This is a genomic window from Flavobacteriales bacterium, from assembly GCA_016779935.1.
GTDB lineage: Bacteria > Bacteroidota > Bacteroidia > Flavobacteriales > UBA7312.
In genome coordinates, this window is record JADHMQ010000009.1 from 25,571 (window position 1) to 47,829 (window position 22,259).

20 protein-coding genes are annotated in these 22,259 nt (G+C 39.2%); 9 read left to right on the forward strand and 11 right to left on the reverse strand.

All coding sequences use genetic code 11. The features are described from left to right. Positions 1-11 precede the first annotated feature (11 nt). The 3 genes from ISP73_05705 to ISP73_05715 all read right to left on the reverse strand — a co-directional run bounded on the left by ISP73_05705 (position 12) and on the right by ISP73_05715 (position 3,085). Positions 12-542 carry a DUF177 domain-containing protein gene (locus ISP73_05705; protein MBL6658079.1) on the reverse strand — a complete coding sequence of 177 codons (531 nt, stop codon included), beginning with the start codon at positions 540-542 and terminating at the stop codon, positions 12-14. A gap of 72 nt (positions 543-614) precedes the next feature. Beyond that, entirely contained in the window at positions 615-1,679 is a 1,065-nt protein-coding gene (gene pdxA, locus ISP73_05710; protein MBL6658080.1) for a 4-hydroxythreonine-4-phosphate dehydrogenase PdxA, read from the reverse strand. Further along, positions 1,676-3,085, reverse strand: a complete 1,410-nt coding sequence (locus ISP73_05715) for a leucyl aminopeptidase (GenBank protein ID MBL6658081.1) — start codon at positions 3,083-3,085, stop codon at positions 1,676-1,678. Before ISP73_05715 ends, pdxA begins: the two co-directional genes overlap by 4 nt. 44 nt (positions 3,086-3,129) lie before the next feature. On the opposite strand from ISP73_05715, the gene ISP73_05720 reads away from it, so the two are divergent. From ISP73_05720 to ISP73_05730, 3 genes are read left to right on the forward strand one after another with little or no spacing between them, the layout of a single operon-like run. Continuing rightward, positions 3,130-4,254: a CofH family radical SAM protein gene (locus ISP73_05720; GenBank protein MBL6658082.1), complete on the forward strand. Its 1,125-nt coding sequence runs from the start codon at positions 3,130-3,132 to the stop codon at positions 4,252-4,254. A 2-nt stretch (positions 4,255-4,256) separates the two neighbouring features. Further along, entirely contained in the window at positions 4,257-4,835 is a 579-nt protein-coding gene (locus ISP73_05725; protein MBL6658083.1) for a riboflavin synthase, read from the forward strand. Beyond that, positions 4,832-5,110 carry a DUF3817 domain-containing protein gene (locus ISP73_05730; protein ID MBL6658084.1) on the forward strand — a complete coding sequence of 93 codons (279 nt, stop codon included), beginning with the start codon at positions 4,832-4,834 and terminating at the stop codon, positions 5,108-5,110. The genes ISP73_05725 and ISP73_05730 overlap by 4 nt, the downstream gene beginning before the upstream one ends. Here the strand turns inward: ISP73_05730 and ISP73_05735 are convergent. From ISP73_05735 to ISP73_05765, 7 genes are all read right to left on the reverse strand, one after another. Beyond that, on the reverse strand, positions 5,096-7,288 hold the full coding sequence (locus ISP73_05735) for a CotH kinase family protein (GenBank protein ID MBL6658085.1): 2,193 nt from the start codon (positions 7,286-7,288) through the stop codon (positions 5,096-5,098). The two genes, ISP73_05730 and ISP73_05735, sit on opposite strands and share 15 nt — an antisense overlap. Further along, a complete protein-coding gene (locus ISP73_05740; GenBank protein ID MBL6658086.1) occupies positions 7,288-7,845 on the reverse strand; it encodes a hypothetical protein in 558 nt (185 codons plus the stop codon). Before ISP73_05740 ends, ISP73_05735 begins: the two co-directional genes overlap by 1 nt. Before the next feature lie 72 nt (positions 7,846-7,917). After that, complete coding sequence (locus ISP73_05745) at positions 7,918-8,742, reverse strand: tail fiber domain-containing protein (protein ID MBL6658087.1); 825 nt, start codon at positions 8,740-8,742, stop codon at positions 7,918-7,920. A gap of 4 nt (positions 8,743-8,746) precedes the next feature. Continuing rightward, positions 8,747-10,564 carry a tail fiber domain-containing protein gene (locus tag ISP73_05750; GenBank protein ID MBL6658088.1) on the reverse strand — a complete coding sequence of 606 codons (1,818 nt, stop codon included), beginning with the start codon at positions 10,562-10,564 and terminating at the stop codon, positions 8,747-8,749. 1 nt (position 10,565) lies between these two features. Then, positions 10,566-12,521 carry a PKD domain-containing protein gene (locus tag ISP73_05755; protein MBL6658089.1) on the reverse strand — a complete coding sequence of 652 codons (1,956 nt, stop codon included), beginning with the start codon at positions 12,519-12,521 and terminating at the stop codon, positions 10,566-10,568. A 1,646-nt stretch (positions 12,522-14,167) separates the two neighbouring features. Further along, a complete protein-coding gene (locus tag ISP73_05760) occupies positions 14,168-14,521 on the reverse strand; it encodes a hypothetical protein (GenBank protein MBL6658090.1) in 354 nt (117 codons plus the stop codon). Positions 14,522-14,636: 115 nt separating this feature from the next. Further along, positions 14,637-14,795, reverse strand: coding sequence for a hypothetical protein (locus tag ISP73_05765; protein MBL6658091.1), 159 nt, complete (start codon positions 14,793-14,795; stop codon positions 14,637-14,639). A 148-nt stretch (positions 14,796-14,943) separates the two neighbouring features. Here ISP73_05765 and lepA point away from each other — a divergent pair, with 148 nt between their 5' ends. From lepA to purD, 4 genes are read left to right on the forward strand one after another with little or no spacing between them, the layout of a single operon-like run. After that, positions 14,944-16,734, forward strand: a complete 1,791-nt coding sequence (gene lepA / locus ISP73_05770) for an elongation factor 4 (GenBank protein MBL6658092.1) — start codon at positions 14,944-14,946, stop codon at positions 16,732-16,734. Positions 16,735-16,765: 31 nt separating this feature from the next. Next, positions 16,766-17,512, forward strand: coding sequence for a YebC/PmpR family DNA-binding transcriptional regulator (locus ISP73_05775; GenBank protein MBL6658093.1), 747 nt, complete (start codon positions 16,766-16,768; stop codon positions 17,510-17,512). Continuing rightward, positions 17,512-19,053 (forward strand): acyl-CoA carboxylase subunit beta, encoded by a 1,542-nt coding sequence (locus ISP73_05780; GenBank protein MBL6658094.1) that lies wholly within the window; start codon positions 17,512-17,514, stop codon positions 19,051-19,053. Before ISP73_05775 ends, ISP73_05780 begins: the two co-directional genes overlap by 1 nt. A gap of 1 nt (position 19,054) precedes the next feature. After that, complete coding sequence (gene purD, locus ISP73_05785; GenBank protein ID MBL6658095.1) at positions 19,055-20,341, forward strand: phosphoribosylamine--glycine ligase; 1,287 nt, start codon at positions 19,055-19,057, stop codon at positions 20,339-20,341. Here the strand turns inward: purD and ISP73_05790 are convergent. Then, on the reverse strand, positions 20,338-20,505 hold the full coding sequence (locus ISP73_05790) for a hypothetical protein (GenBank protein ID MBL6658096.1): 168 nt from the start codon (positions 20,503-20,505) through the stop codon (positions 20,338-20,340). The two genes, purD and ISP73_05790, sit on opposite strands and share 4 nt — an antisense overlap. A 46-nt stretch (positions 20,506-20,551) precedes the next feature. Between ISP73_05790 and ISP73_05795 the strand changes: the two genes are divergently transcribed. Further along, a complete protein-coding gene (locus tag ISP73_05795) occupies positions 20,552-21,517 on the forward strand; it encodes a hypothetical protein (GenBank protein MBL6658097.1) in 966 nt (321 codons plus the stop codon). Positions 21,518-21,563: 46 nt separating this feature from the next. Beyond that, positions 21,564-22,256, forward strand: a complete 693-nt coding sequence (gene purQ / locus ISP73_05800; GenBank protein ID MBL6658098.1) for a phosphoribosylformylglycinamidine synthase I — start codon at positions 21,564-21,566, stop codon at positions 22,254-22,256. Positions 22,257-22,259: the final 3 nt, after the last annotated feature.

The following is a 22,259-nucleotide window of genomic DNA, read 5'->3' on the forward strand; positions in this document are numbered from 1 at the left end:
TCTAAATCAATTTATTTGTGTTTTATATTCTTTAAACTTGCCCAACGGGGGTCAATTTCAATCTCTTCTTTTTCTGTTTGTTCTTTAATTTCAAATTGCCTTATGTTTTCTAACATCTCTTGGTTACAGTCCTTTTCATCGGCATGTGACCGTTTTGAGGGGAGCGATAAATGAATGAATTCGTAAATACTTTGAGCAAGCGATAGGGTATGCTCTCTGGTAGATAGAATTATGATTTCGTCACTTTCAGTGCTTTCCACTAAGTCAGAAAATTTTACAATAAGATTAAACTGTTCGTTTAGCTCCTGAAGGTAATGGTCGGCACAGGTGTCGCAAGGGAGTTCAACATTACCAATAATGTTAAAGTCTAAATCAAGCAATGTTGCCTTTTTATTTAGAGTAATAGCTACTTTTAAAGCGGCCTTTTTTAATTCAGAATTTTCGAACAATTCAAAGAACGAGTCTACGATGTCAAAATCAAATTGGTGCGTCCCTAATTTTAGACCCGAAAAAGGAATATCAAAATCTTTTTCTTTTACCATGAATTCAATTTTTTCAAAGTAGCCTGCAAATGTAATAATATTTCATGAAATGAGCTTAAAAAAAGCGTTTGTTTACTCAACCTTACTTCTAGAGCGTTCTTTTTTGGGGCTTATTTTTAGCGGATTGCTATTAAGCGCTTGCCATTCCTTACGTTTTTTGGAGATATCACAAGCGGTATAAACGGCTTGTCGAAAGGAGGATTCTTGAGCTTGATTTTTGCCTGCTATATCGAATGCAGTACCATGGTCTGGAGAGGTGCGAACAATATTCAATCCTGCTGTAAAATTAACACCATTTCCGAAGGATAATGTTTTGAAAGGCACTAGGCCTTGATCGTGATACATGGCAAGAACACCATCAAAGGCTTGGCGTTTGTTAGAGCCAAAAAAACCATCGGCAGGGTATGGACCAAAGACCAAAATATTCTGCTCTTCTGCTTTTTTAATCGCCGGAATAATGGTCTTTTTTTCTTCATCACCTATTATGCCATTGTCTCCAGCATGTGGGTTTAGTCCTAAGATTGCAATTTTAGGTTTTCGGATGCCAAAATCTTGTTTTAGACTTTGATTTAGGGTATTGAGTTTGTCTAGTATGGCTTTTGTACTAATGTGTTTGGACACCTTTTCTAATGGAATATGACCAGTTACCACTCCAATTCTAAGACTGTCTGAGAGCATCAGCATGAGAGATTTGCCTTCATGTTCTTTTTCTAAAAACTCAGTATGCCCTGGGAATTTAAACTCATCCGACTGTATGTTGTCTTTATTGATGGGTGCAGTTACAAGAGCATCTATTTGACCGTTTTTTAAAGCAATATTAGCAGATTGTAAAGATTTTAAGGCGTATTTACCACCATCAGCATTGTTTTGTCCTAGCGTAAGTTTTACCTCTTCTTTCCAACAATTCAAGACATTAATTTTCTTGGCTTTCGCCAAGTCGATGGATTGGATTTTATTCAAAGATAAATCGTCAAAATGCAATGATTTTTTTACTTGATTTAGCAAATTAAAGTCGCCAAAAATAATTGGCGTGCAAAAGTCTAGCATACGTTTATCTCTAAACGTTTTGAGAATGACTTCCGTTCCAATGCCATTAATATCGCCAATGGAAATGCCTAATTTTAGTTTGCTACTCATTCAGCTTTTGTTTTTAAAAAATCAAATAGTAAGCGTACGCCAACACCTGTTCCTCCTTTATCGTGATAGGTGTAAGGGGCCAATAAAAATGCTGGTCCGGCAATGTCTAAGTGGGTATACGGATAGTCAGTGAAATGTTCCAAAAACTTACCGGCTGTAATGGCACCTGCTTCAGCACCACCCAAATTTTTTAGATCGGCAATGGGCGATTTTAAATCTTCTTTATAGTCGTCCCAAAAAGGCATTTCAGCAATTCTCTCGTGAACGTTTTTGCCACTTTCTTTAAGCTTTTGCATAGTGCTTTCATCATTACCCATAGCCACTATTCCTCTTTTCCCAATTGCTCTTGCTGCTGCCCCCGTGAGGGTAGCAAGGTCTATCACCAATTCTGGTTTATAGTTTTTAGCAAAACTCAATGCGTCGGCAAGGATTAATCGCCCTTCTGCATCGGTATTTAACACCTCTACAGTGGTGCCGTCATGCATAGTGATGACGTCTCCTGGAGCATAAGCATTGCCAGACGGTCGGTTATCGGTTGCTGGAACAAGACCAATGACATGTACGTTCAATTTAGCTTGGGCAATGGCATACATAGTTCCTACCACTGCAGCAGAACCACCCATATCGCACTTCATCATGTCCATAGAGTTGGCTGTTGGTTTTAAGGACAAACCACCAGTATCGTAAACAATACCTTTTCCAACTAATACAATTGGCTTACTGTTAGAGTAGGTTTTGGGTTTCCACTCCATGATGCTAAAGGTTGGGGGGTCAATACTTCCTTTGTTTACAGCTAAAAGACCGCCCATTTTTAGCGCTTCAATTTTTTTCTTGTGAAGGACTTCAACCTTAAAGCCAGCTTCTTCACCCAATTTCTCAATGTCTTGACTATATTGCATAGCGGTAAGGTATGAGAAAGGTTCATTAACTAAGTCCTTAGCGACATAGGTTCCTTTAATTACAGCTTTAAGCTGACTGATTTCTTCCTCGCCATTTGCTGAATGTAGGCTAATTTCCTTTAAACTGTTTTCTTTTTTATCGGAGAAATACTTTAGAAATTGATAATTACTCAAGGCTAAACCTTCGGCAAACGCCCAAGTGACTTTTGGCTGATTGCTCAAGTCCACTACGGTAATATGCTCTATTTTTTCTTGGCAAATGCTAGAATGTAGACTTTTGGCTGCTAGTCGATTGCCTTCTAATTTTTCATCTGTTTTTTGAACAAATACAAACCGATTGTAGCGGTTAACCGATACGCTTTTCATGTCTTTGTCAAAGCTATTTTGGATGTATTTTCTTTCCTCTTCAGAGAGTGAAAAAGACGATAAATCGTCCATGGATTGGCATAAAAGTATTAGCGATTGCTTCTCTGGAATATGTTTTGCTAAAGAGATGAGTAAGTCCATAATTTATTGTCGTATTTTTGTACCCTCAAAATTAGACAATTTAGATGAATTCAGACCAATTATTAAAACGGGCTTTAGCCTTTGAATTTTTAACAGCAGAGGAAGGGCAGTTTCTATTTGAGAATGTGCCAACAGCAGAATTGATGTGGGTAGCTAATGAATTGCGTAAAATTCAAAAACCCGATGGTTTAGTCACGTGGCAGATTGACAGAAACGTCAATACCACTAACGCTTGTATTGCCAATTGTAAGTTTTGTAATTTTTTCCGTCCTCCAGGGCACGATGAAGTGTACGTAACAACGATTGAGCAGTATAAACCAAAGATTGAAGAAACTATTCGTTATGGTGGCGACCAATTACTACTTCAAGGCGGGCATCATCCTGAGTTAGGACTGGATTTTTACACTAATTTGTTCAAGGAGTTAAAAGAATTATACCCTGAGATTAGGCTGCATGCTCTTGGGCCACCAGAAGTCGCACATATTTGCAAACTTGAAGGGAAGTCCCATTTGGAAGTTTTGGCGGCGCTCAAAGAGGCAGGCATGGATAGTTTGCCAGGTGCTGGTGCAGAAATCCTAAACGATAGGGTAAGGCGTTTAATCTCTCGAGGTAAATGTACGGGTCAAGAATGGTTAGACGTTATGCGTGCTTGCCATAAATTGGATATTACTACTTCGGCTACCATGATGTTTGGTCATATAGAAACCTTAGAAGAACGTTTCGAGCATTTGGTATGGCTTCGTGAGGTGCAAGCTGAAAAACCCAAAGATGCCAATGGCTTTTTGGCATTCATCCCATGGCCTTTTATGGACGATGGCACTTTGCTAAAGCGCATTCGAGGCATACAAAATAATGTATCTGGCGACGAATATTTGCGTATGATTGCAATTAGTCGAATTATGTTGCCGAACATTAAAAACATACAAGCCTCTTGGTTAACGGTCGGAAAAGAAACCGCTCAACTGTGTTTGGAAGGCGGCGCCAACGATTTTGGCTCTATTATGATTGAAGAAAATGTAGTGTCGGCAGCGGGAGCTCCACACCGTTTTACCTACAAAAGCATACAAGACTCTATTCGTCAGGCAGGTTTTGAGCCACAACTAAGACGACAAGATTATACCTTTAGGGAAATCCCTGAGGGAATTGAAGAACAACTTATTAATTACTAATAATGTTTACAGGAATTATAGAACATTTGGGTGAAGTGGTTGCTCTGGAAAAAGAGCTAGACAACCTTCATATATCTATGCGAACACCCATTACCTCTGAACTAAAGATAGACCAAAGCGTTGCACATAATGGCATTTGTCTAACGGTTGTAAATATTGAGGGGGATGTGTATACGGTAACTGCCATTAAAGAAACGCTTGATAAAACCAATTTGGGGCTATTAGAGGTAGGACATAAAGTAAACATTGAACGGTGTATGAAGTTGGGCGATAGGCTGGACGGCCATATCGTTCAGGGGCATGTTGACCAAACGGCAAAATGTATTGATATAGGCATAGAAAACGGATGGCACACCTTTACTTTTGAGTATGAGCCTTCTGCAAACATTACGGTTGAAAAGGGGTCAATATGTGTTAATGGCGTAAGCCTGACCGTTGTCAATTCACAGAAAACAACCTTCTCTGTAGCTATAATACCCTATACTTTTGAGCATACTAATTTCAGTGATTTTGAAGTAGGCACTACGGTCAACTTAGAGTTTGATATCATCGGGAAGTACATAACAAAAATGAATTCATGAAAAAATTCTTTCGTCTAATTACCCTATTAGAAGGGCTATCCTACATACTATTGCTTTTTATTGCTGTGCCTTTGAAATATGGTGGCGGCGATGATTTTCTAGTCAAAATATTAGGTATGCCTCACGGTATTTTATTCATGCTTTATTTAGCATTAGCCTTTTATTTGAAAGATAGTTACCAATGGAAATGGGGACAAACGGCCATAGTTTTTTTAGCGTCTATTGTTCCTTTCGGCACTTTTTATGTGGACAGGAAGTACTTAAAAGACAAGTAAACGCTGAGTGTAATGGTGTCCTTCTAGTTGAATTCCAACTAAGTAAACTCCTGGTTTTAAGTGATGTAGATTAATTGGATTGCTCCATTTTTGGCTAAATCTCATGACCTCTTTACCCAAGCTGTTTTTTATGGAAAGACCTTCAAAATGATTGTCTTGTACAGCCAAGTCAATCTTCAGTAAACCATTGGTAGGATTAGGGTAAAGGCTAAAAGGTACCCCAAAATAGTCATTGAGTTGCTCCTTCATTACTGTAGGGCGAATGGCAGCAAAAGAATACAAACCCTTCACGGCTTCTTGCCAATCGTTTATATCATTAGGTGTTGACCACCTCATGCAATGTTCATTCACTTCTGGAGCATACACAGCCTTTGTTTCATTGATGTGATTCATTAGGTTTTGAGTACTGAATGTAGATTCTAGCAGCTCATTAAAACGGGAGCGAAAGCCTTGCTTGAAGTGCTCATTTTTGAAAAGGTGATGCATTAATTCGGTCGACCATTCTGGAAAATCCTGACGAACGCCTTGAGCGGACATAAAATCGCCTAAAAGTTCATAATTCTCATAACTCATACATTCGTCACAGTCAAAAAATAACCACCGCCATTTCCCGTCTTTTTGGGCTTTCCAGAACTTGATGTTGTTGTGCGGCCAATCCGTATTTGCCAAAAACAATTGGGTGCAATAGTAGTCAATGAGGTTATCAATATCTATCCAATTACTCACCTGTGTGTAATGCACCTCTTGACTTAAGTCATTTGTTTGTAGATAATTTTTTAGGCTTAAAAAATCGGCATTACTACCTTCTTCGATATTGGCATCGGCAGAGAGTAAATCTATTTGTTCAACACCCATATAATCCTCAATAAAGTATTCGTCCATACGCTCGTTGAGGTGATGAATGCCCCAATAAGAACCGTTTACAAAGACAATTACTTCTTGTGATGCAGGATGTTCTAAATTTAATTCTGCAACAATTTTTTGAGCCAATTCGTTTTTGAATAAGGTGTTTTTCCAGTCGTTAGAACTGGCTGACCGCAGTATAATTCTTTTGAAAGAGTCCTTATTTTTATCCTCAAAGAAGGCATGTTTCAGTCGTTTTTTTCCGTAGCTATTGCGAGCGTATAGCAATAGAGATTTTTGTGCCAATGTTCGCCCTTTATTTCCGTAGGTACGTAAACCGAGCTCTTGTTGAATTTGCAAATTACCGTTACGGTCAAAATATTCGAAATGAACGGGGCGTTCCCATTCCCTTCCTCTTTGTGAGTAGTTGGTGTTTTGTCCTTTCACATAAATGCCGTGCTCATTTTCAAACAAATTAGCATTTGGACTAACTAATGACACTATTGGGAAGCTATACCTATCGGATATATTTTCATCCACAAAATAGGTTTTGGTATAAACTTTACTGATTTGTATTCCCTCTAAAAAAGCAGCTACTCTAATGGTATGTCCTTTGTAGATATTCTCTTTTGGCGGATACCAATTCTCGGCAGTTGGAATTTCTGAAATACTATTGGGTTTAGTGTCTAATTGCCTTAGCGGCAAAGGCTTGAGGTATTGAGGAGAATTTGCCGTAGGAGTTTCGCCAGTGATTGTAAAGTGAATAGTGGCTTGAGGGTTGGAAGCCAGAATTTCTAATTCAAAGGGGTTTTTTTGAAAGGCATTGTGGTGTGAAAAGTACAACAGGCTAAAACCTCGTGCTATTGTATCGTTTGCTGCATTGGGGCTTGGCATATTTAATATTCCCATTTGTGCTTGACCGTCGGGAAATCTGCCAAAGGCTTGGTCGTCAAGAAGAGGAACAGCAGGGAAAGAGTCTACCACTCCACTCTTAATATGGCTGAGATAAAGGGCTTCCCCTTGGCTACTAATTTTGAAATTGCAGTGCAAATCGCCGTCTTCTTCGCTAGCATAAATGACTATATGCGATTGTCCGTTTAGATAACGCTTTGGAAGTTGCCATTTGTAAGTATTAGTAGGGTCATCAGTCAAATAATAAGTATTCAATAATACACTGTCCTCAGTTGTATTATAGAGCTCTATCCAATCCGAATATCTTTGAAAGTCGTTGAACAAACCGCTTTCATTTTTAGATACGATTTCGTTCAGTACAATTTGGCTTTTCAGTGGACTACTTAAACCAACAAAAAGTAATATGGCAAGGCAACGAAACATTAGTGAAGGCTTATGCCCACTTTGAATGAAATGAGGTCGAGCGTTAGGGATTCGGTATGGTAGATTTGCCCGTCTGTATTGAGGTGTTCTAAATCCACTTTTTGCATAATGTAGCTTAGTCCGGCAGTAAGCCCCCATTTATCATTAATTTGGTAGTAGTAGCCTATGCCTGGCGAGAAATATATTTTTCCAACGTAATTGTTGTATACAGAGTTTTCAAAGTCTGAATTTCTAGCTTTGGTATAGCCAATAGATGTCGTAAAATAGGGGCTATTACTTTGGCTTTTTTTGTGGGCTCTACACTGCACAAAAAGAGGGATGAACTCTTCACTTTCTAATTGCAGATAAGCTGTCCCTACACCAATTTGCACATAGTCTCCAAAGGATTTTGTGACACTAATTTCTGCCAAAGCACCAGACTTCAGAATGGGAAAGGTCTTACTAAGTTGTATACCTCTTAATCCACCGATTTCTATTTGGGTATTTAGCTTAGCATTTTGGCCATACGCCAGATTAAAGCTAAACAATAGTAACAGTGAAGTTATAATCCGTTTCATTCATCAAAGGTAAGGAAGTATTTTGTTATAAATACGGCCCCCTTTTTAGTAATGAAAGCATATTTTTTTGGCTTAGTTTTTCTCCTCTAATTTACGCAGTAACTCTTTGTTTTTCTTGTCCAAATCTTTAACGGCATTGACTAGTAGCCAGATAATTTCTGAGGAATCGAAAGTGCGTTTGTCTGACAAGCCACTAGCTCCTTGGCTATCGTCAAATTGACTTACAGTATTGGGCAACAACCGTTCTATTTCTTGGGCAATAACTCCTACAAATTGACTGGTGGTATCTTCATAGCCAGATAGACTGTTGTACTGAAAACGGACCGGTTTTATTTGCATGACTTCTTCGATGCCTTTGTGGTAGCTAACAATATTCTTTTTTACTCTACGGTCGGAGAAGGTGAGCCAGGAGCCACCACCTATTTTGGAGGCGTTTCCATTTACGGTAAGGGTTTGGTCAGGGGTTTGGGTATTGATACCCACTCGACCACTACTACCCGAATAAGAGGAAACACCGGGTAAGTGAATGCTTAAAATATTGTTTTCTACCCAAGCCGAACCATTGCAATATAGGCTATTGGTGGCCTGAGTACCATCGGCAATATTTAGGGTTGGAATACTTACGGTATTCCCATCGCTAATGCTTAGTTGGTCGCCGTTTATGGAAAGGGTTTGGCGAAGCTTTACCCAAGCGTTTGAGCTACGTTGGTAGACCGAATTTTGGGTAGTGTTATAGACCAAAGTGCCTGTTAAAGGGTTACTTATACCATTCATTTGACTGGTGGTTACATTATGTAGGCGTACCAAACTACTGGAATTGGGGGCTTGGGCATATCCCATTAGGCTTGTCACACTTAGTAAAGCCGTTAGGCAGTATATTTTAAGCTTATTTTTCATGGTTTTATTGGGTGTTAATTTTATGTTCTATGAGGTCTTGCTCCTTTTTTATTTCTTGAAGGGCATTAATGAGGTTATACAAGATAGAAGAAGAATCAAATTGCAAGGTATTCTTGAGCTCTCCTTTGCCATTTTTTACGGTTTGCACACTTTCGGGCAGTATGTATTGCATTTCTTGTGCCAGAACTCCTGTAAAGGTGCTTGTCGTATCGCTGTAGCTTGAGTTGGAACGGTAATTGAACTGATAGGGATTTATGTTGCGAATAACATCTAAGCCTTTGGTATAGGGCTTAATGTTCTTTTTAAGGCGTTTATCCGAATAACCCAACCAATTGCCACCGCCTTGTTTACTGGTATTACCGTTGACATCTAAACTATTTAAAATATTTTTTGTGTTAATACAAATTCCATGCTCTCGATTTACCTTTTCATAGGTTTTAACATTTGATGAGCTAAGCAATACTAAATGAGTTGGTGTAAGTATATATTTTCGAGCACTAGTCATTGCAGTTGATTGAAAAACTTGTTCAAATATAATTGTAGGGTTTGCAGGGTCAGTGATGTCGAAACATCGTAATAATGGAAAATATGTGCCAGACCCCAAAGCTGAATAGACGAATAGTCTATTCTCAAAAACCCTAAGGCTTGTAGAGGCATTATCGTAAAAAACAGAAGCAGAAGTGTTATTGGGAGAGATATCGCTAACAACACTTAAGTCTGATAGTCTTATCGTTTTTATGCCCCCTAAATAGTCTTCAACATTATTCTTTAGATAAGAAATAAATAGATGATTATTATGAGCAGTAATAGATTTTATCCCTGACATTGAATGAGTCCCAATAAATGAAGGAGCACTAGGATTGCTTATGTCGTAAAATGCCAGATGGTCATCTTGAACATCAGAGTTCTCCCTAAATGTAACTAGATACTCACCATGTACTAGCATCTCTCCAGTAGATGGAGGGTATGATGTAAAAGTATAGTAGACATTAGGCGCTGGAATGTCGTTAACTAATGTTAGTGACGGACCGCTTAAATCTAAGGTGTAAGTTTTTATTCTACCATTGAGTCCAGTGATTCCATAATGTAAATATACAAAACCATTATGGTATGACATATTACCAAAGCCTACTGCATTTCCTAAATTTACAGTGTGTACAATACTTGGGTTAGATATGTCGGAGATATCTATAACATGAAGGTAACTATGCACGTTAACTAATAGATAATCGTCATTAACTTTTTCTATTTCGTTTGCACCAAAAAAAGTAGCAGATTGCGGCGAAGACACTCCTTGTATTCCAGAGATGTGACTTAAATTATTTAAGTCACTAGCATCAAAAATTTCTAGTCCTCCACTATAAGATGTTATATATCCGATATCGTCATCAATTATTATATCTAATGCATTATTTATGAAGGAATGGGTTAATACTCCTCCGTTATGCACATAATTTGTGTGTTCGCCATAGCGATCAAGTATTGACAATAAAGAATCGCTTTTCCATTTATCACCATCCCATGACATTGTTTCTCCAGTTCTGATTGGCAGAAAATTTGTCAAAGAGACGGAGTTACCATTTAAAATACTAAGTTGATCATTACAGACCCTAAGTTTTTGTCTAAGCTGAATCCATTCATCACTGTCTCTTTGGAATAGAGAGGAGTCTGCAGTGCCAAAAAGCACAGAGCCGTCTAGCGGATTAGCCACTCCATTCATTTGGGAGCCATTGGTGTTCTTGAGTTGCAACAGACTGGTGTTTACTTGGGCGTAGCTTTGCCCAAAAATTCCAATCATAAGTAGTATTAGCGTCTTTTTCATATTACCAGCCATTATTTAAGTTTAGATTGAGAGTGGCGATACTGTCACAACCTGTAGAATTAGTGAAAGTTTTGGAATAGGTCCCTGAACAGTAGTAGGTTTCTCCATTCCAGGTATAGGAATCACCAGCATTAACATTGGTTAAAGAAGACGTACTGTTATTAATAGTCAAGTCAAGTGCTTTATTGGTGTTACATCCGCTGATATTGAATGGGTGTAAATAATAACCAGAGCTAGTGTAATTAGTTTGGTTAAAATTCCAATAGTAACTATCGCATTCCGTTACAGTTTCAACATCATAAAGAGGGTTATTAATAGTAAGATTTAAAATAGCTGTAATTGTACATCCATTCGGACCATTAATAGTGTTAGTATAAGTTCCAGAACAATAGTAGGTATCGCCTAACCAAGTGAATGAGCCTGTAGCAGTTTCAGTAAAGGTTTGAGTATTTGCATTATTCAAAGTTAGGTGCAGTGTATGCGTTACAACACAACCGCCTAAAGCGGTAACTGTAGCGGTATATGTTCCAGAATTAGTATAACTCTGCCCATTAATGGGCCAAGTGTATTCAAAACATTCAACTACGGAGTGTTCTTGAGAAGAGTTGTGATAGATTGAAAGGTTTAGTGTTTCGGTATATTCACAACCATTGGCATCAGTAAGTACAGTAGAATAAACCCCACTTTGGGTGTAAGTTTCTCCATTAATGGGCCAAGTATAGGAATCGCAAGCTGATATAGGAACTAAATTATTAATATCAAATGCAGAATTGATGGTTAAATTTAGAGTGTATTTTTGGTCACAACCATTACTTGCCCCCCCAACTTCGGTATAGTGGTACGTACCACTTTGAGTATAAGTCTCTCCGTTAACAGGCCAAGTATAGCTATCGCATTGTGTGATATTTTGCACTATGGTGGCGGGAGTTTGGTTAATGGTAAGGTTTACGGTTTTAGTCGTACAAGTGGGGTTTGTTGATGTTTCGTAATAGGTGCCACTAGAAATGCGGTTTACTCCACCTACCGTATAAGAATCACAGGCAGTAACATTTTCGGTGATATGTGGAATAATATTCAAGTTTAGTGTGTGTCCTGAACTACATCCTCCAGTTGTTGTTGGCGGTTCAACGTATTCGTAAAAGCCCGAGCTAGTGTAGGTTTGCCCATTTTCAGACCAAGTATAGGAGCCACAGGCACTTATTGAAGTGTAGGTGGGTTGTGGAGGGTCTTCAATGGTCAAGTTTAAAGTAGTGGTTAAACAACCCCCATTACTTACAATGGTATAAGTGCCAGAGGCTGTATATGTCACAGGAGTAGCACCACCAGTATATACGTATTCTTCACAAGCAGTTACATTTAAGGTTTGGGTGCTTGAGGCAGGGTGAACAGTAATATAATTTGTTCTGATTCTGGCATGACTATCAGAACTATTTGTAACGATTAGTATGACAGTATAGGTGCCAGAGCTCGTGTATGTGTGTGTAGGATTTTGTAAAGTAGAATTAGTAGTACCATCTCCAAAATTCCAACTCCAAGAGGTAGGTCCACCCACCGATTCATCGGTAAACTGTATGCTTTGATTGGCACAAATTTCTGTAGGGTTAGCCGAAAACTCAGCAGTTGGGGCGATGTTTTCTGCAATGGATATTTTCCAAACCCCTCTGCCAAAGGTGCCGGCATATAGGAAATGGTTGGTGTCGTTAATTTCTAAATCTTTAACGATTACATTGGGCAAGGAATTTAAATTATAGTTGGTCCAAGACGTAGCAATTCCATTTCTACGGTAAACCCCTAAGTCAGTACCCACAAATGTGCGGTTATTGTCCACATCAACCGTCACGCAATTAACGCTGACATTGGGCAGATTGTATGTAATATTTGTCCAGTTATTACCTCCATCGGTAGAATGATACACTTTGTTACTGGGGTTCCATGTGCCTCCAAAAGTGACCCAAATATGGTTGGCATTATTCGGTGAGGAGTGAATGTCCGTTATGGTAGCTTGGGTAGCTAAGCCACTTGAAATATCTGTCCAAGCGGAACCGCCATTAGTTGTTCGAAACAGTTTATCGTTAAATGAAAAATAGAAAATATTGTTATTGTTGGTCAATTCAATTTCTTGGGCATTACTACCATTAAGTAAGCCACTTGTACTGCCTAGTGCTGTCCAAGATGTTCCCCCATTAGTTGATAAATATAATTGGTCATAACCCGCTACCATACGTTGTGGATTGGAAAGTGAAGGTGAAATTTCATAAGGCGTTTCCCAAGCGCCGCCATTATCAGGTGAAATGTCAGTCCAACTAGTTCCTCCATTTTGTGAACGTGAAATGCTTCCATTTTGAGATGCACCATACATAATGTTGGAATTGGTAGGGTCAATGATACACTGCATACCATCGCCACCTAATTTTGCGGTCCAATTATCGGCACTAGTGTAATCATTTCTGTGATGAAGTGTGCCATTGTCTTGAGCCCCTCCAATAATATTATCTTGAATGCTTTCGGCAATACCTACGCTGTAAAATTGAGTGATTTCTAAATCTTCAGACAAATCTTCCCACGTACTGCCGCTTCGTTTACCAAAGCCACCATCGGAACAAACAAATAAGGTATTATTGTGGTGACTAAATTCCAATTCATGAATGTCGGCGTGTACATAATTAGTTTGACCCGAAGCAGACCACAAAGAACGATTGGTCCAAGAGGCTCCACCATCGGTGGATTGCCAAATATTCACACCCCCTACCCATACATCATTGGCATTGGTTCGGCTAACGGCCAAACTTAAATCGTACCAACCCTGTCCGCCATAGTCAGTACCATTGGCATTCCACCCCAATAAGTTTGGGGTGGCAGTAGAGGGCGTTACACAGCGTTCGCGTTGGCTAAAACTAACGCCAGAATTAGTGGAACGGTAAAGCCCATAAAACGAGCCTGTTTGGTCGCAGAAGATAACATAGACATAATTAGCATTATGAGGACTAACGGCGATTTTTCCTCGGCGAGTACCAGAAGAGGGTATGCCAGAAGTAATTTGTGACCAACTTACTCCATTATTGGTAGAACGCCAAAACTGTCCGTTGTTTCGTGTTACAGCGTAAATGGTATTGTAGCTATTGGGTTTAAACTCCATACTGCTGAAATTCCCCGTTTGCGTTAGTGTCCAGGACGTGCCCCCATTAGTAGAACGGTAAATACCACTGCTCGTAGCGGCTATCATATTGTTGGCATTATTGGGCTGAATAAGTAAACGTGCAATAGTTTGTACATTGGTAGGAAAGGCAGTTTGAGTCCATGTGCTACCGCCATCAGTCGAACGGAAAATACCGTTGGCAAAGGTGTCAAAGCCATCGGCATCGCCCGTTGCCCAAAACATGGTGTTGTGATTAGTGGGGTGAATGGCAATGTCCGAAACACCCAAGCGTGGCATAAAATCAGTATTGCTTGTCCAGTTTTGACCGCCATCGGTAGTTTTCCAAATCCCTCCTGCCGGTGTGCCCAAAAACATAGTGTTAGCATTGGATGGGTGAAAGGTAACGCAGTTGACTCTTCCTAAACCTCTAATTCCTCCCCAAGGAGTAATAGGCACAAAATTAGGGCCTACGGCCATGGTCCACTAGCCATGGCAGCACTGCTAGCGGCGGCACTTGGCGGCGCTATTGGAGCATTGGATGATCTAGTTGAAAGCAAACTTTCCAAATAGCCCTGATATAAGGCATCTCTAGGTATTTCTCCATCGGGGTGTATGCGGCTTTGCCAAAAGCTTTCCCACCGTTTGAATTGCTTATAGCCTTTTCCTTTTACATTCGGATTTCGCGTTTCCCAATAATCATTAAACGCTTTTTGTATATCGTAAAAATTAGCAGTAGTATCGTACATCATGTCGATGTAGCGCTGGGAATACAAGTAATTAACAGAAAATAGGAAAAACAGTAATAGAGTAAATCTTTTCATGTTTAGACATTTTAAGGACTACAAATATAAGTGTTTTTTGCTTTGCTTTACTTTACGTTTTAATTGTGTCATTTTTTTTGAATTTAGTTTGATCCATTCTCAGTCTTGTAGTCCACTAGTCCACTCTGAAGTTAGTGAAGAGTCTAATACCATGATGCAATAAAGTCTCCTCACTTACTTTGGCTATGCTCAGTAAGACCGTTCGGAGAGACCAGCCGCCCTTAGCTTGTAGTCCACTAGTCCACTCTGAAGTTAGTGAAGAGTCTAATACCATGATGCAATAAAGTCTCCTCACTTACTTTGGCTATGCTCAGTATGACCGTTCGGAGAGATCAAGCCCACGAAGCAGTGAAGAATCTGACCCTTATTTTTTACAACAAAAGGAGCTCAAAAAAACATTAAAATACGTAATTTCGCCTACTATGAAACACATTCGAAATTTCTGTATCATTGCTCATATCGACCACGGAAAAAGTACGTTGGCGGATAGGCTATTGGAGTTTACTGGAGCAGTAACTGAGAGGGAAGCGCAGAACCAATTGCTTGACGATATGGATTTGGAGCGTGAACGAGGAATTACCATCAAGAGTCATGCTATACAAATGGAATACTCTTTAAATGGCACAGACTATATCTTAAATCTTATTGACACCCCTGGACATGTCGATTTTTCGTATGAGGTGTCACGATCCATAGCAGCTTGTGAAGGCGCTTTACTTATCGTAGATGCGGCACAAGGCATTCAAGCCCAAACCATTTCTAATTTGTATTTGGCACTGGAAAACGATTTAGAAATTATACCTGTCCTCAATAAAATAGATTTGCCTTCAGCAGATCCAGAAGTGGTAAAAGACCAAATTATAGACCTTATCGGATGTAAAGATGAAGAGATTATTCCTGCCTCAGCCAAAACAGGCTTAGGTATTGACGATATTTTACACGCTATTGTTGAGCGTGTACCAGCCCCTAAAGGTGATGTAAATGCACCCCTTCAAGCCATGATATTTGATTCGGTATACAATTCATTTAGAGGAATTGAAGCCTATTTCAAAATTATAAACGGAACGATTAACAAAGGCGATGAAGTGCAGTTTATGGCAACAGGCAAAAGCTATTTTGCTGATGAAATAGGGGCGTTGAGACTCAAACAAAAACCCATGAAAGCCTTATCGGCAGGCGAGGTGGGTTATCTTATCTCTGGAATTAAAGATGCTCGAGAAGTTAAGGTCGGGGATACTATTACTCTTAAGAAAAACCCTTCACAAGATGCTGTGCAAGGATTTGAAGATGTAAAACCCATGGTCTTTGCTGGAATTTACCCTGTAGACACAGAGGACTATGAAGAGCTACGTAGCTCTATGGAAAAGCTTCAGCTTAACGATGCATCCCTGACTTTTGAGCCTGAATCTTCGGCAGCATTGGGCTTTGGTTTCCGTTGCGGATTCCTTGGAATGTTGCACATGGAAATTATCCAAGAACGTTTGGAAAGGGAATTTGATATGACGGTAATTACTACCGTGCCTAACGTATCCTATTTTGCTTACACTACAGCCGGAGAAAAGATGTCTATTCATAACCCTTCAGATTTGCCAGATCCTTCTTCCATGGATTATGTAGAAGAGCCGTTTATCAAAGCACAAATCATAACCAAATCAGACTACGTAGGGGCGGTAATGTCTTTGTGTATCGAAAAACGAGGGATACTCACCAATCAAGTGTATTTGACCACCGACAGAGTAGAGTTGTCTTTCGAAATGCCATTGGGTGAAATTGTCTTTGATTTTTACGACAAACTAAAAAGTATTTCAAGAGGATATGCCTCATTTGATTATTTCCCGCTAGAGTACAGACGTTCCAACTTAGCCAAGCTGGACATACTATTGAATGGCGACCAAGTGGACGCTCTCTCTGCACTTATTCATCGTGATAACGCTTACACATTAGGTAAAAAGATTTGCCTTAAACTTAGAGAGTTGATACCACGTCAGCAGTTTGATATTGCTATACAGTCAGCCATTGGTTCAAAAATTATTTCTAGAGAAACAGTAAAAGCTGTACGAAAAGACGTTACTGCCCGTTGCTATGGAGGGGATATTACCAGAAAAAGAAAGCTACTCGAAAAACAGAAAAAAGGAAAGAAAAAAATGAGACAGATTGGAAGCGTCGAAGTGCCGCAATCTGCTTTTATGGCCGTTTTAAAATTAGACGACTAATTTATATATTGCTTAAAATTATCCAAGAATTATGGGAAGAGCATTCGAATTTAGAAAAGCCCGAAAAATGAAACGTTGGTCTGCCATGGCAAAGACCTTTACACGAATCGGTAAAGACATCTCCATGGCTGTTAAAGAGGGTGGCCCTAACCCTGAGACGAATTCACGACTAAGAGCAATTATCCAAAATGCCAAGTCGGCGAACATGCCCAAAGAAAATGTTGAACGAGCCATTAAAAAAGCCTCAGGTTCAGACTCTGCCAATTATGTAGAGATGAGTTTGGAAGGCTATGCGCCACATGGTATTGCTGTTTTTGTAGAATGCACCACCGACAACAACAACAGAACGGTTGCCAATGTGCGTTCCTATTTCAACAAATGTGAAGGCAACTTAGGCACTAATGGATCTTTGGAATTTATCTTTGACCGCAAGGCCGTATTCACCTTTTCTCAATCACAAGTTGAAATGGATTTAGAAGAGCTAGAAATGGAGCTAATAGATGCTGGACTCGAAGAACTAGAAAACGACGAAGGAACCCTTACCGTAACCACAGACTTCACCGACTTTAGCAATATGCAAAAGCAATTAGAGAGCTTGAACATAGAACTTGAAAGCTCAGAATTACAACGCTTTCCAAACAACACCAAAGCCTTAGAGTTAGAAGATGCTAAATTAGTACTCAAACTTATCGACAAACTCGAAGAAGATGAAGATGTGCAAAATGTCTTTCATAATATGGAGATGGGAGAAGAATTAATGGCTCAACTTGACGACTAATGAAAGACAAACTCAAAATATTAAAAGATAAAAAGGCCGAGGCCCTTGTTGGCGGCGGACAAAAGCGCATAGATGCCCAACACGATAAAGGCAAGCTAACAGCCAGAGAGCGTATCCACTTTTTGATAGATGAGGGTTCTTTCGAAGAATTAGGGATGTTAGTAACGCACCGTTCAACCAATTTCGGACTCGATAAGCAAAAGTTTTTAGGCGATGGAGTCGTAACTGGTTATGGCACCATTGATGGGCGATTGGTATATGTGTATGCCCAAGATTTTACCGTAATGGGTGGCTCTTTGGCAGAAGCCCATGCCGAGAAGATTTGTAAAATAATGGATATGGCCATGAAAAATGGCGCTCCTATAATTGGTCTAAACGACAGTGGTGGAGCGCGTATTCAAGAAGGCGTTGTTTCTTTAGGAGGTTATGCCGATATATTTTACAGAAATACTCGAGCAAGTGGTGTAGTGCCACAGCTATCTGCCATTATGGGTCCATGTGCTGGAGGAGCGGTATATTCGCCAGCCTTGACGGATTTCATTATGATGGTAGAAAACACTTCATACATGTTCGTAACAGGTCCGAACGTAGTAAAAACCGTTACCCACGAAGAGGTAACTGCCGAAGAGTTAGGAGGAGCGTCTACACATGCCTCTAAATCAGGAGTGGCCCATTTTACCTATCCCAATGAAATTGAGCTTATTAATAACCTCAAACGTTTGGTCAGCTATATGCCACAAAACTGTGAAGAGGAAGCCCCTATTTTAGACTATCAGATGGGAGACGAAAGCCGTATGGAATTGAACAGTATTATTCCAGATAATGCAAATCAGCCCTACGATATTCACGATGTAATAAACGGTATTATTGATAGAGATTCTTTTCATGAAGTTCACAAAGAATATGCCGAAAACATAGTCTGTGGTTTTGCCCGTTTGGCCGGTCGTTCTATAGGTATAGTAGCAAATCAACCTGCTTTTTTAGCCGGTGTTTTGGATAACCATGCTTCAAACAAAGCCGCACGCTTTGTGCGTTTTTGCGATAGCTTTAATATTCCCCTTTTGGTGCTAGAAGATGTGCCAGGCTTTTTGCCAGGCACTGACCAAGAATGGAATGGCATTATTAACAACGGAGCTAAGCTATTGTATGCCTTTAGTGAAGCTACTGTTCCACGCGTAACCATTATTACACGCAAAGCATATGGCGGCGCTTATGATGTAATGAATTCTAAACACATTGGAGCAGATCTCAATTACGCATGGCCTACAGCCGAAATAGCCGTCATGGGAGCAAAGGGAGCTGCCGAAATTATCTTTCGAAAAGAAATTAAAGAAGCAAAGGATTCGGGCGCTAAATGGAAAGAAAAAGAAGCCGAATATGCAGACTTGTTTGCTCACCCTTACAATGCTGCGGCAAGAGGATATGTTGATGAGGTCATAGAACCATCATCATCTAGAGAAAAATTAATAAAGGCCTTTAAAATGTTAGAAAACAAGGTCGATGTGTTACCTAAGAAGAAACACGGAAATATACCCCTATAGAATGAATGTATTAGTATTAGGTTCAGGCGGTCGAGAACATGCCCTAAGTTGGAAAATTTCACAGAGTAGTTTGTGTGAAAAGCTCTTCATAGCACCAGGAAATGCAGGCACCAATTCGGTCGGACAAAATGTAAACATAAGTGTCAATGATTTTCTTACTATCAAAACATTTGTCTTAGAAAACGATATTGATATGGTCGTAGTTGGTCCTGAAGACCCTTTAGTAAATGGCATTTACGACTTCTTCCAAAACGATAGTGCATTGAACGATATTTGCCTTATTGGACCATCCAAAGAAGGGGCAAAATTGGAAGGCAGTAAAGATTACTCCAAGCGGTTTATGATGCGTCATAATATTCCTACTGCGGCTTATGGCAGCTACACGTCTGAAACGCTTAAGGAAGGATGTGATTTTCTAGAAACACTCAAGCCGCCCTATGTTCTAAAAGCAGACGGTTTGGCAGCAGGAAAAGGAGTGTTAATTCTTGACGATTTAGAGATTGCCAAAACTGAACTTAAGGCCATGCTTACCGAAGCAAAATTTGGCAAAGCCAGTTCCAAAGTAGTTATTGAAGAATTTTTGGACGGTATTGAATTGTCAGTATTCGTACTTACGGACGGGAAAAATTATAAAGTTTTGCCATCTGCCAAAGATTATAAGCGTATTGGAGAAGGGGATAAAGGGTTAAACACTGGTGGAATGGGAGCCATTTCACCTGTACCATTTGCCGATAGTATTTTCATGGAAAAAGTAGAAAATACCATAATTAAGCCAACCATTTTTGGATTGCAAGAAGAAAACATTGACTATAAAGGCTTTGTGTTTATTGGGCTAATGAATGTAGGCGGAGAGCCTTTCGTTATAGAGTATAATGTGCGTATGGGAGATCCTGAAACGGAAGTCGTTATCCCTAGAATAAAATCGGATTTACTGAATCTGTTTAGAGGTATTGCCAATGGTACATTTGGTGAGCAAGATTTTTATGTGGATGAGGATGTAGCAACAACGGTAATGTTAGTTTCCGGCGGTTATCCAGAAAGCTATGAAAAAGGTAAAGAAATAGTTGGATTGGATGAGGTAGAAAACAGTCTAGTTTTTCATGCTGGAACTAAAGAGGATAATCAAAAAGTATTGACAAATGGCGGTCGCGTGATGGCACTAACATCCTTTGGAAGAACGATGGAAGAGGCTTTAGAAAAATCATTTGATAACGCCAAAAAGATACACTTTGACGGCAAATATTTCCGAAGGGATATTGGCTTTGATCTAAAAGAGGAAAAGGTTTAAGCTTCTCCGTTTCTTTTGAAGGCTACCAATTTGCCAGTCCAGTAAATAAACAATACAGAAATGACAATAATTGCTAATACATTAGGTACATTTCCAAGAGTTGGCATGATTGTCCAGATGCTTGAAAATAAATCGCCGATACTGTTCCAAAAAGTTGACCACATAGTTGATAAAATATAATTTCTGCAAAATTAGAACAATCATTTAAAAATGCTAGTAAAAACACTGAAAACAAATAAACCATCGGCATTTATTTCGTTCTTCGTACTATCGTTGTGTTTGTTCATATTGGATTTTATAGCCTCCCCTTCTTTACAATTGGAATCCAATCATCCTATCTTCTCTTCAGTCGCATTATTTTTTAATACAAACACTTGGCTTAGCTACACCCTTGTTTTTGTAATAGGATTGCTTATTGCTATGGGCTGGAACAATCTTTTGACCGACAGAGGAGTATTCAAAAACATAACCATTTTACCGGCATTTATTCTTGTGTTAATGAGCTCAGTGTTTGATATTTCAGCAATATGGGTGAGTTATTTTATAATGTTGTTTGTCTTAAATAAACTCATGTCTATTTACCAGAAAAGCAAACCTTATGCAAGCTTGTTTGACAGTGGCTTTCTGATTGGCTTATCCACTATCATTTACCCCCTTTCAATATTGTTCTTTTTACTAATATTAGTTGCGGTTTTTATTTATTCGACTATAAATTGGCGGTATTTTCTAATTCCACTTTTGGGACTTCTAACGCCTTTTTTATTTGCATTTACCTATGGCTATTATTTTGATGAGCTTAGCCTTTTAAGTCAGTATTTTTTTAATGCTTTTTCATTTGCATTACCTCTATTTGAGTGGAGTGTTGGCTTGGTCATTTGGAGCAGTGTTTTAGGCATAATATTTCTATTATCTTTTAAAGAAATGGTGGACTGGTTGGCAATGAAAAATTTACGTTCTCGAAAAGCCTTTTACTTATTCTTTGCTTATAGTGTTTGTGTATTTATAAGCTTATTTTTTAGTGCTTTTGATTGGAATCATCTTTTATTATTTGGCTTGCCCATGTCTGTATTGATTGCCAATTATTTTATGTTTTTGCATAAAAAGTGGTGGTATGAAGGATCGTTCATAGTGTTGATATTATCAACTATATATTTACATTTAGAGCCATTATTTTAGCACTTAAATGTTTACATTTGAAGTCTAATTTTAAACTATTAGTAAGATGAAATTTGGTGTAGTTGTTTTCCCAGGGTCTAATTGTGATAAAGACATGATTTATGTTCTAGAAACCCTTTATGGACAGAAAGTGGTAAGCCTTTGGCACAAAGACACTGACCTACAAAATTGTGATTTTATCGTCTTACCAGGCGGTTTTTCTTATGGAGATTATTTACGCTCGGGAGCTATTGCTCGTTTCTCGCCTATTATGGAGAAAATAATAGAGTTTGCCAATAATGGTGGCTATGTTATGGGTGTATGTAATGGCTTTCAAATTTTATGTGAATCGGGGCTATTGCCTGGTGCTTTACTGCACAACAACAGCCATAAATTCATTTGCAAAAATGTGTATCTGTCCACACAAAATAAGAATACGTGTCTAACTACAAGTGTAGAGGACAAAGTACTTTGTGTGCCTATTGCTCATGGTGAAGGGCGTTATTTTGCAGATGAGGGAACTTTAAAACAACTAAATGATAATGGTCAGGTCTTATTTAGATATTGCGATGAAGAAGGCAATATTACGCCTGAAAGTAATCCTAATGGTGCAGTAGAAAATATTGCTGGAGTGAGCAATGCAGCTGGTAATGTCTTTGGGATGATGCCACATCCAGAACGTGCTGCTGATAAGGAGTTAAGCAATACTGATGGAGGCTATATCTTTGAAAGTATCATGAATACGCTTGTTGTTGCCTAGTCA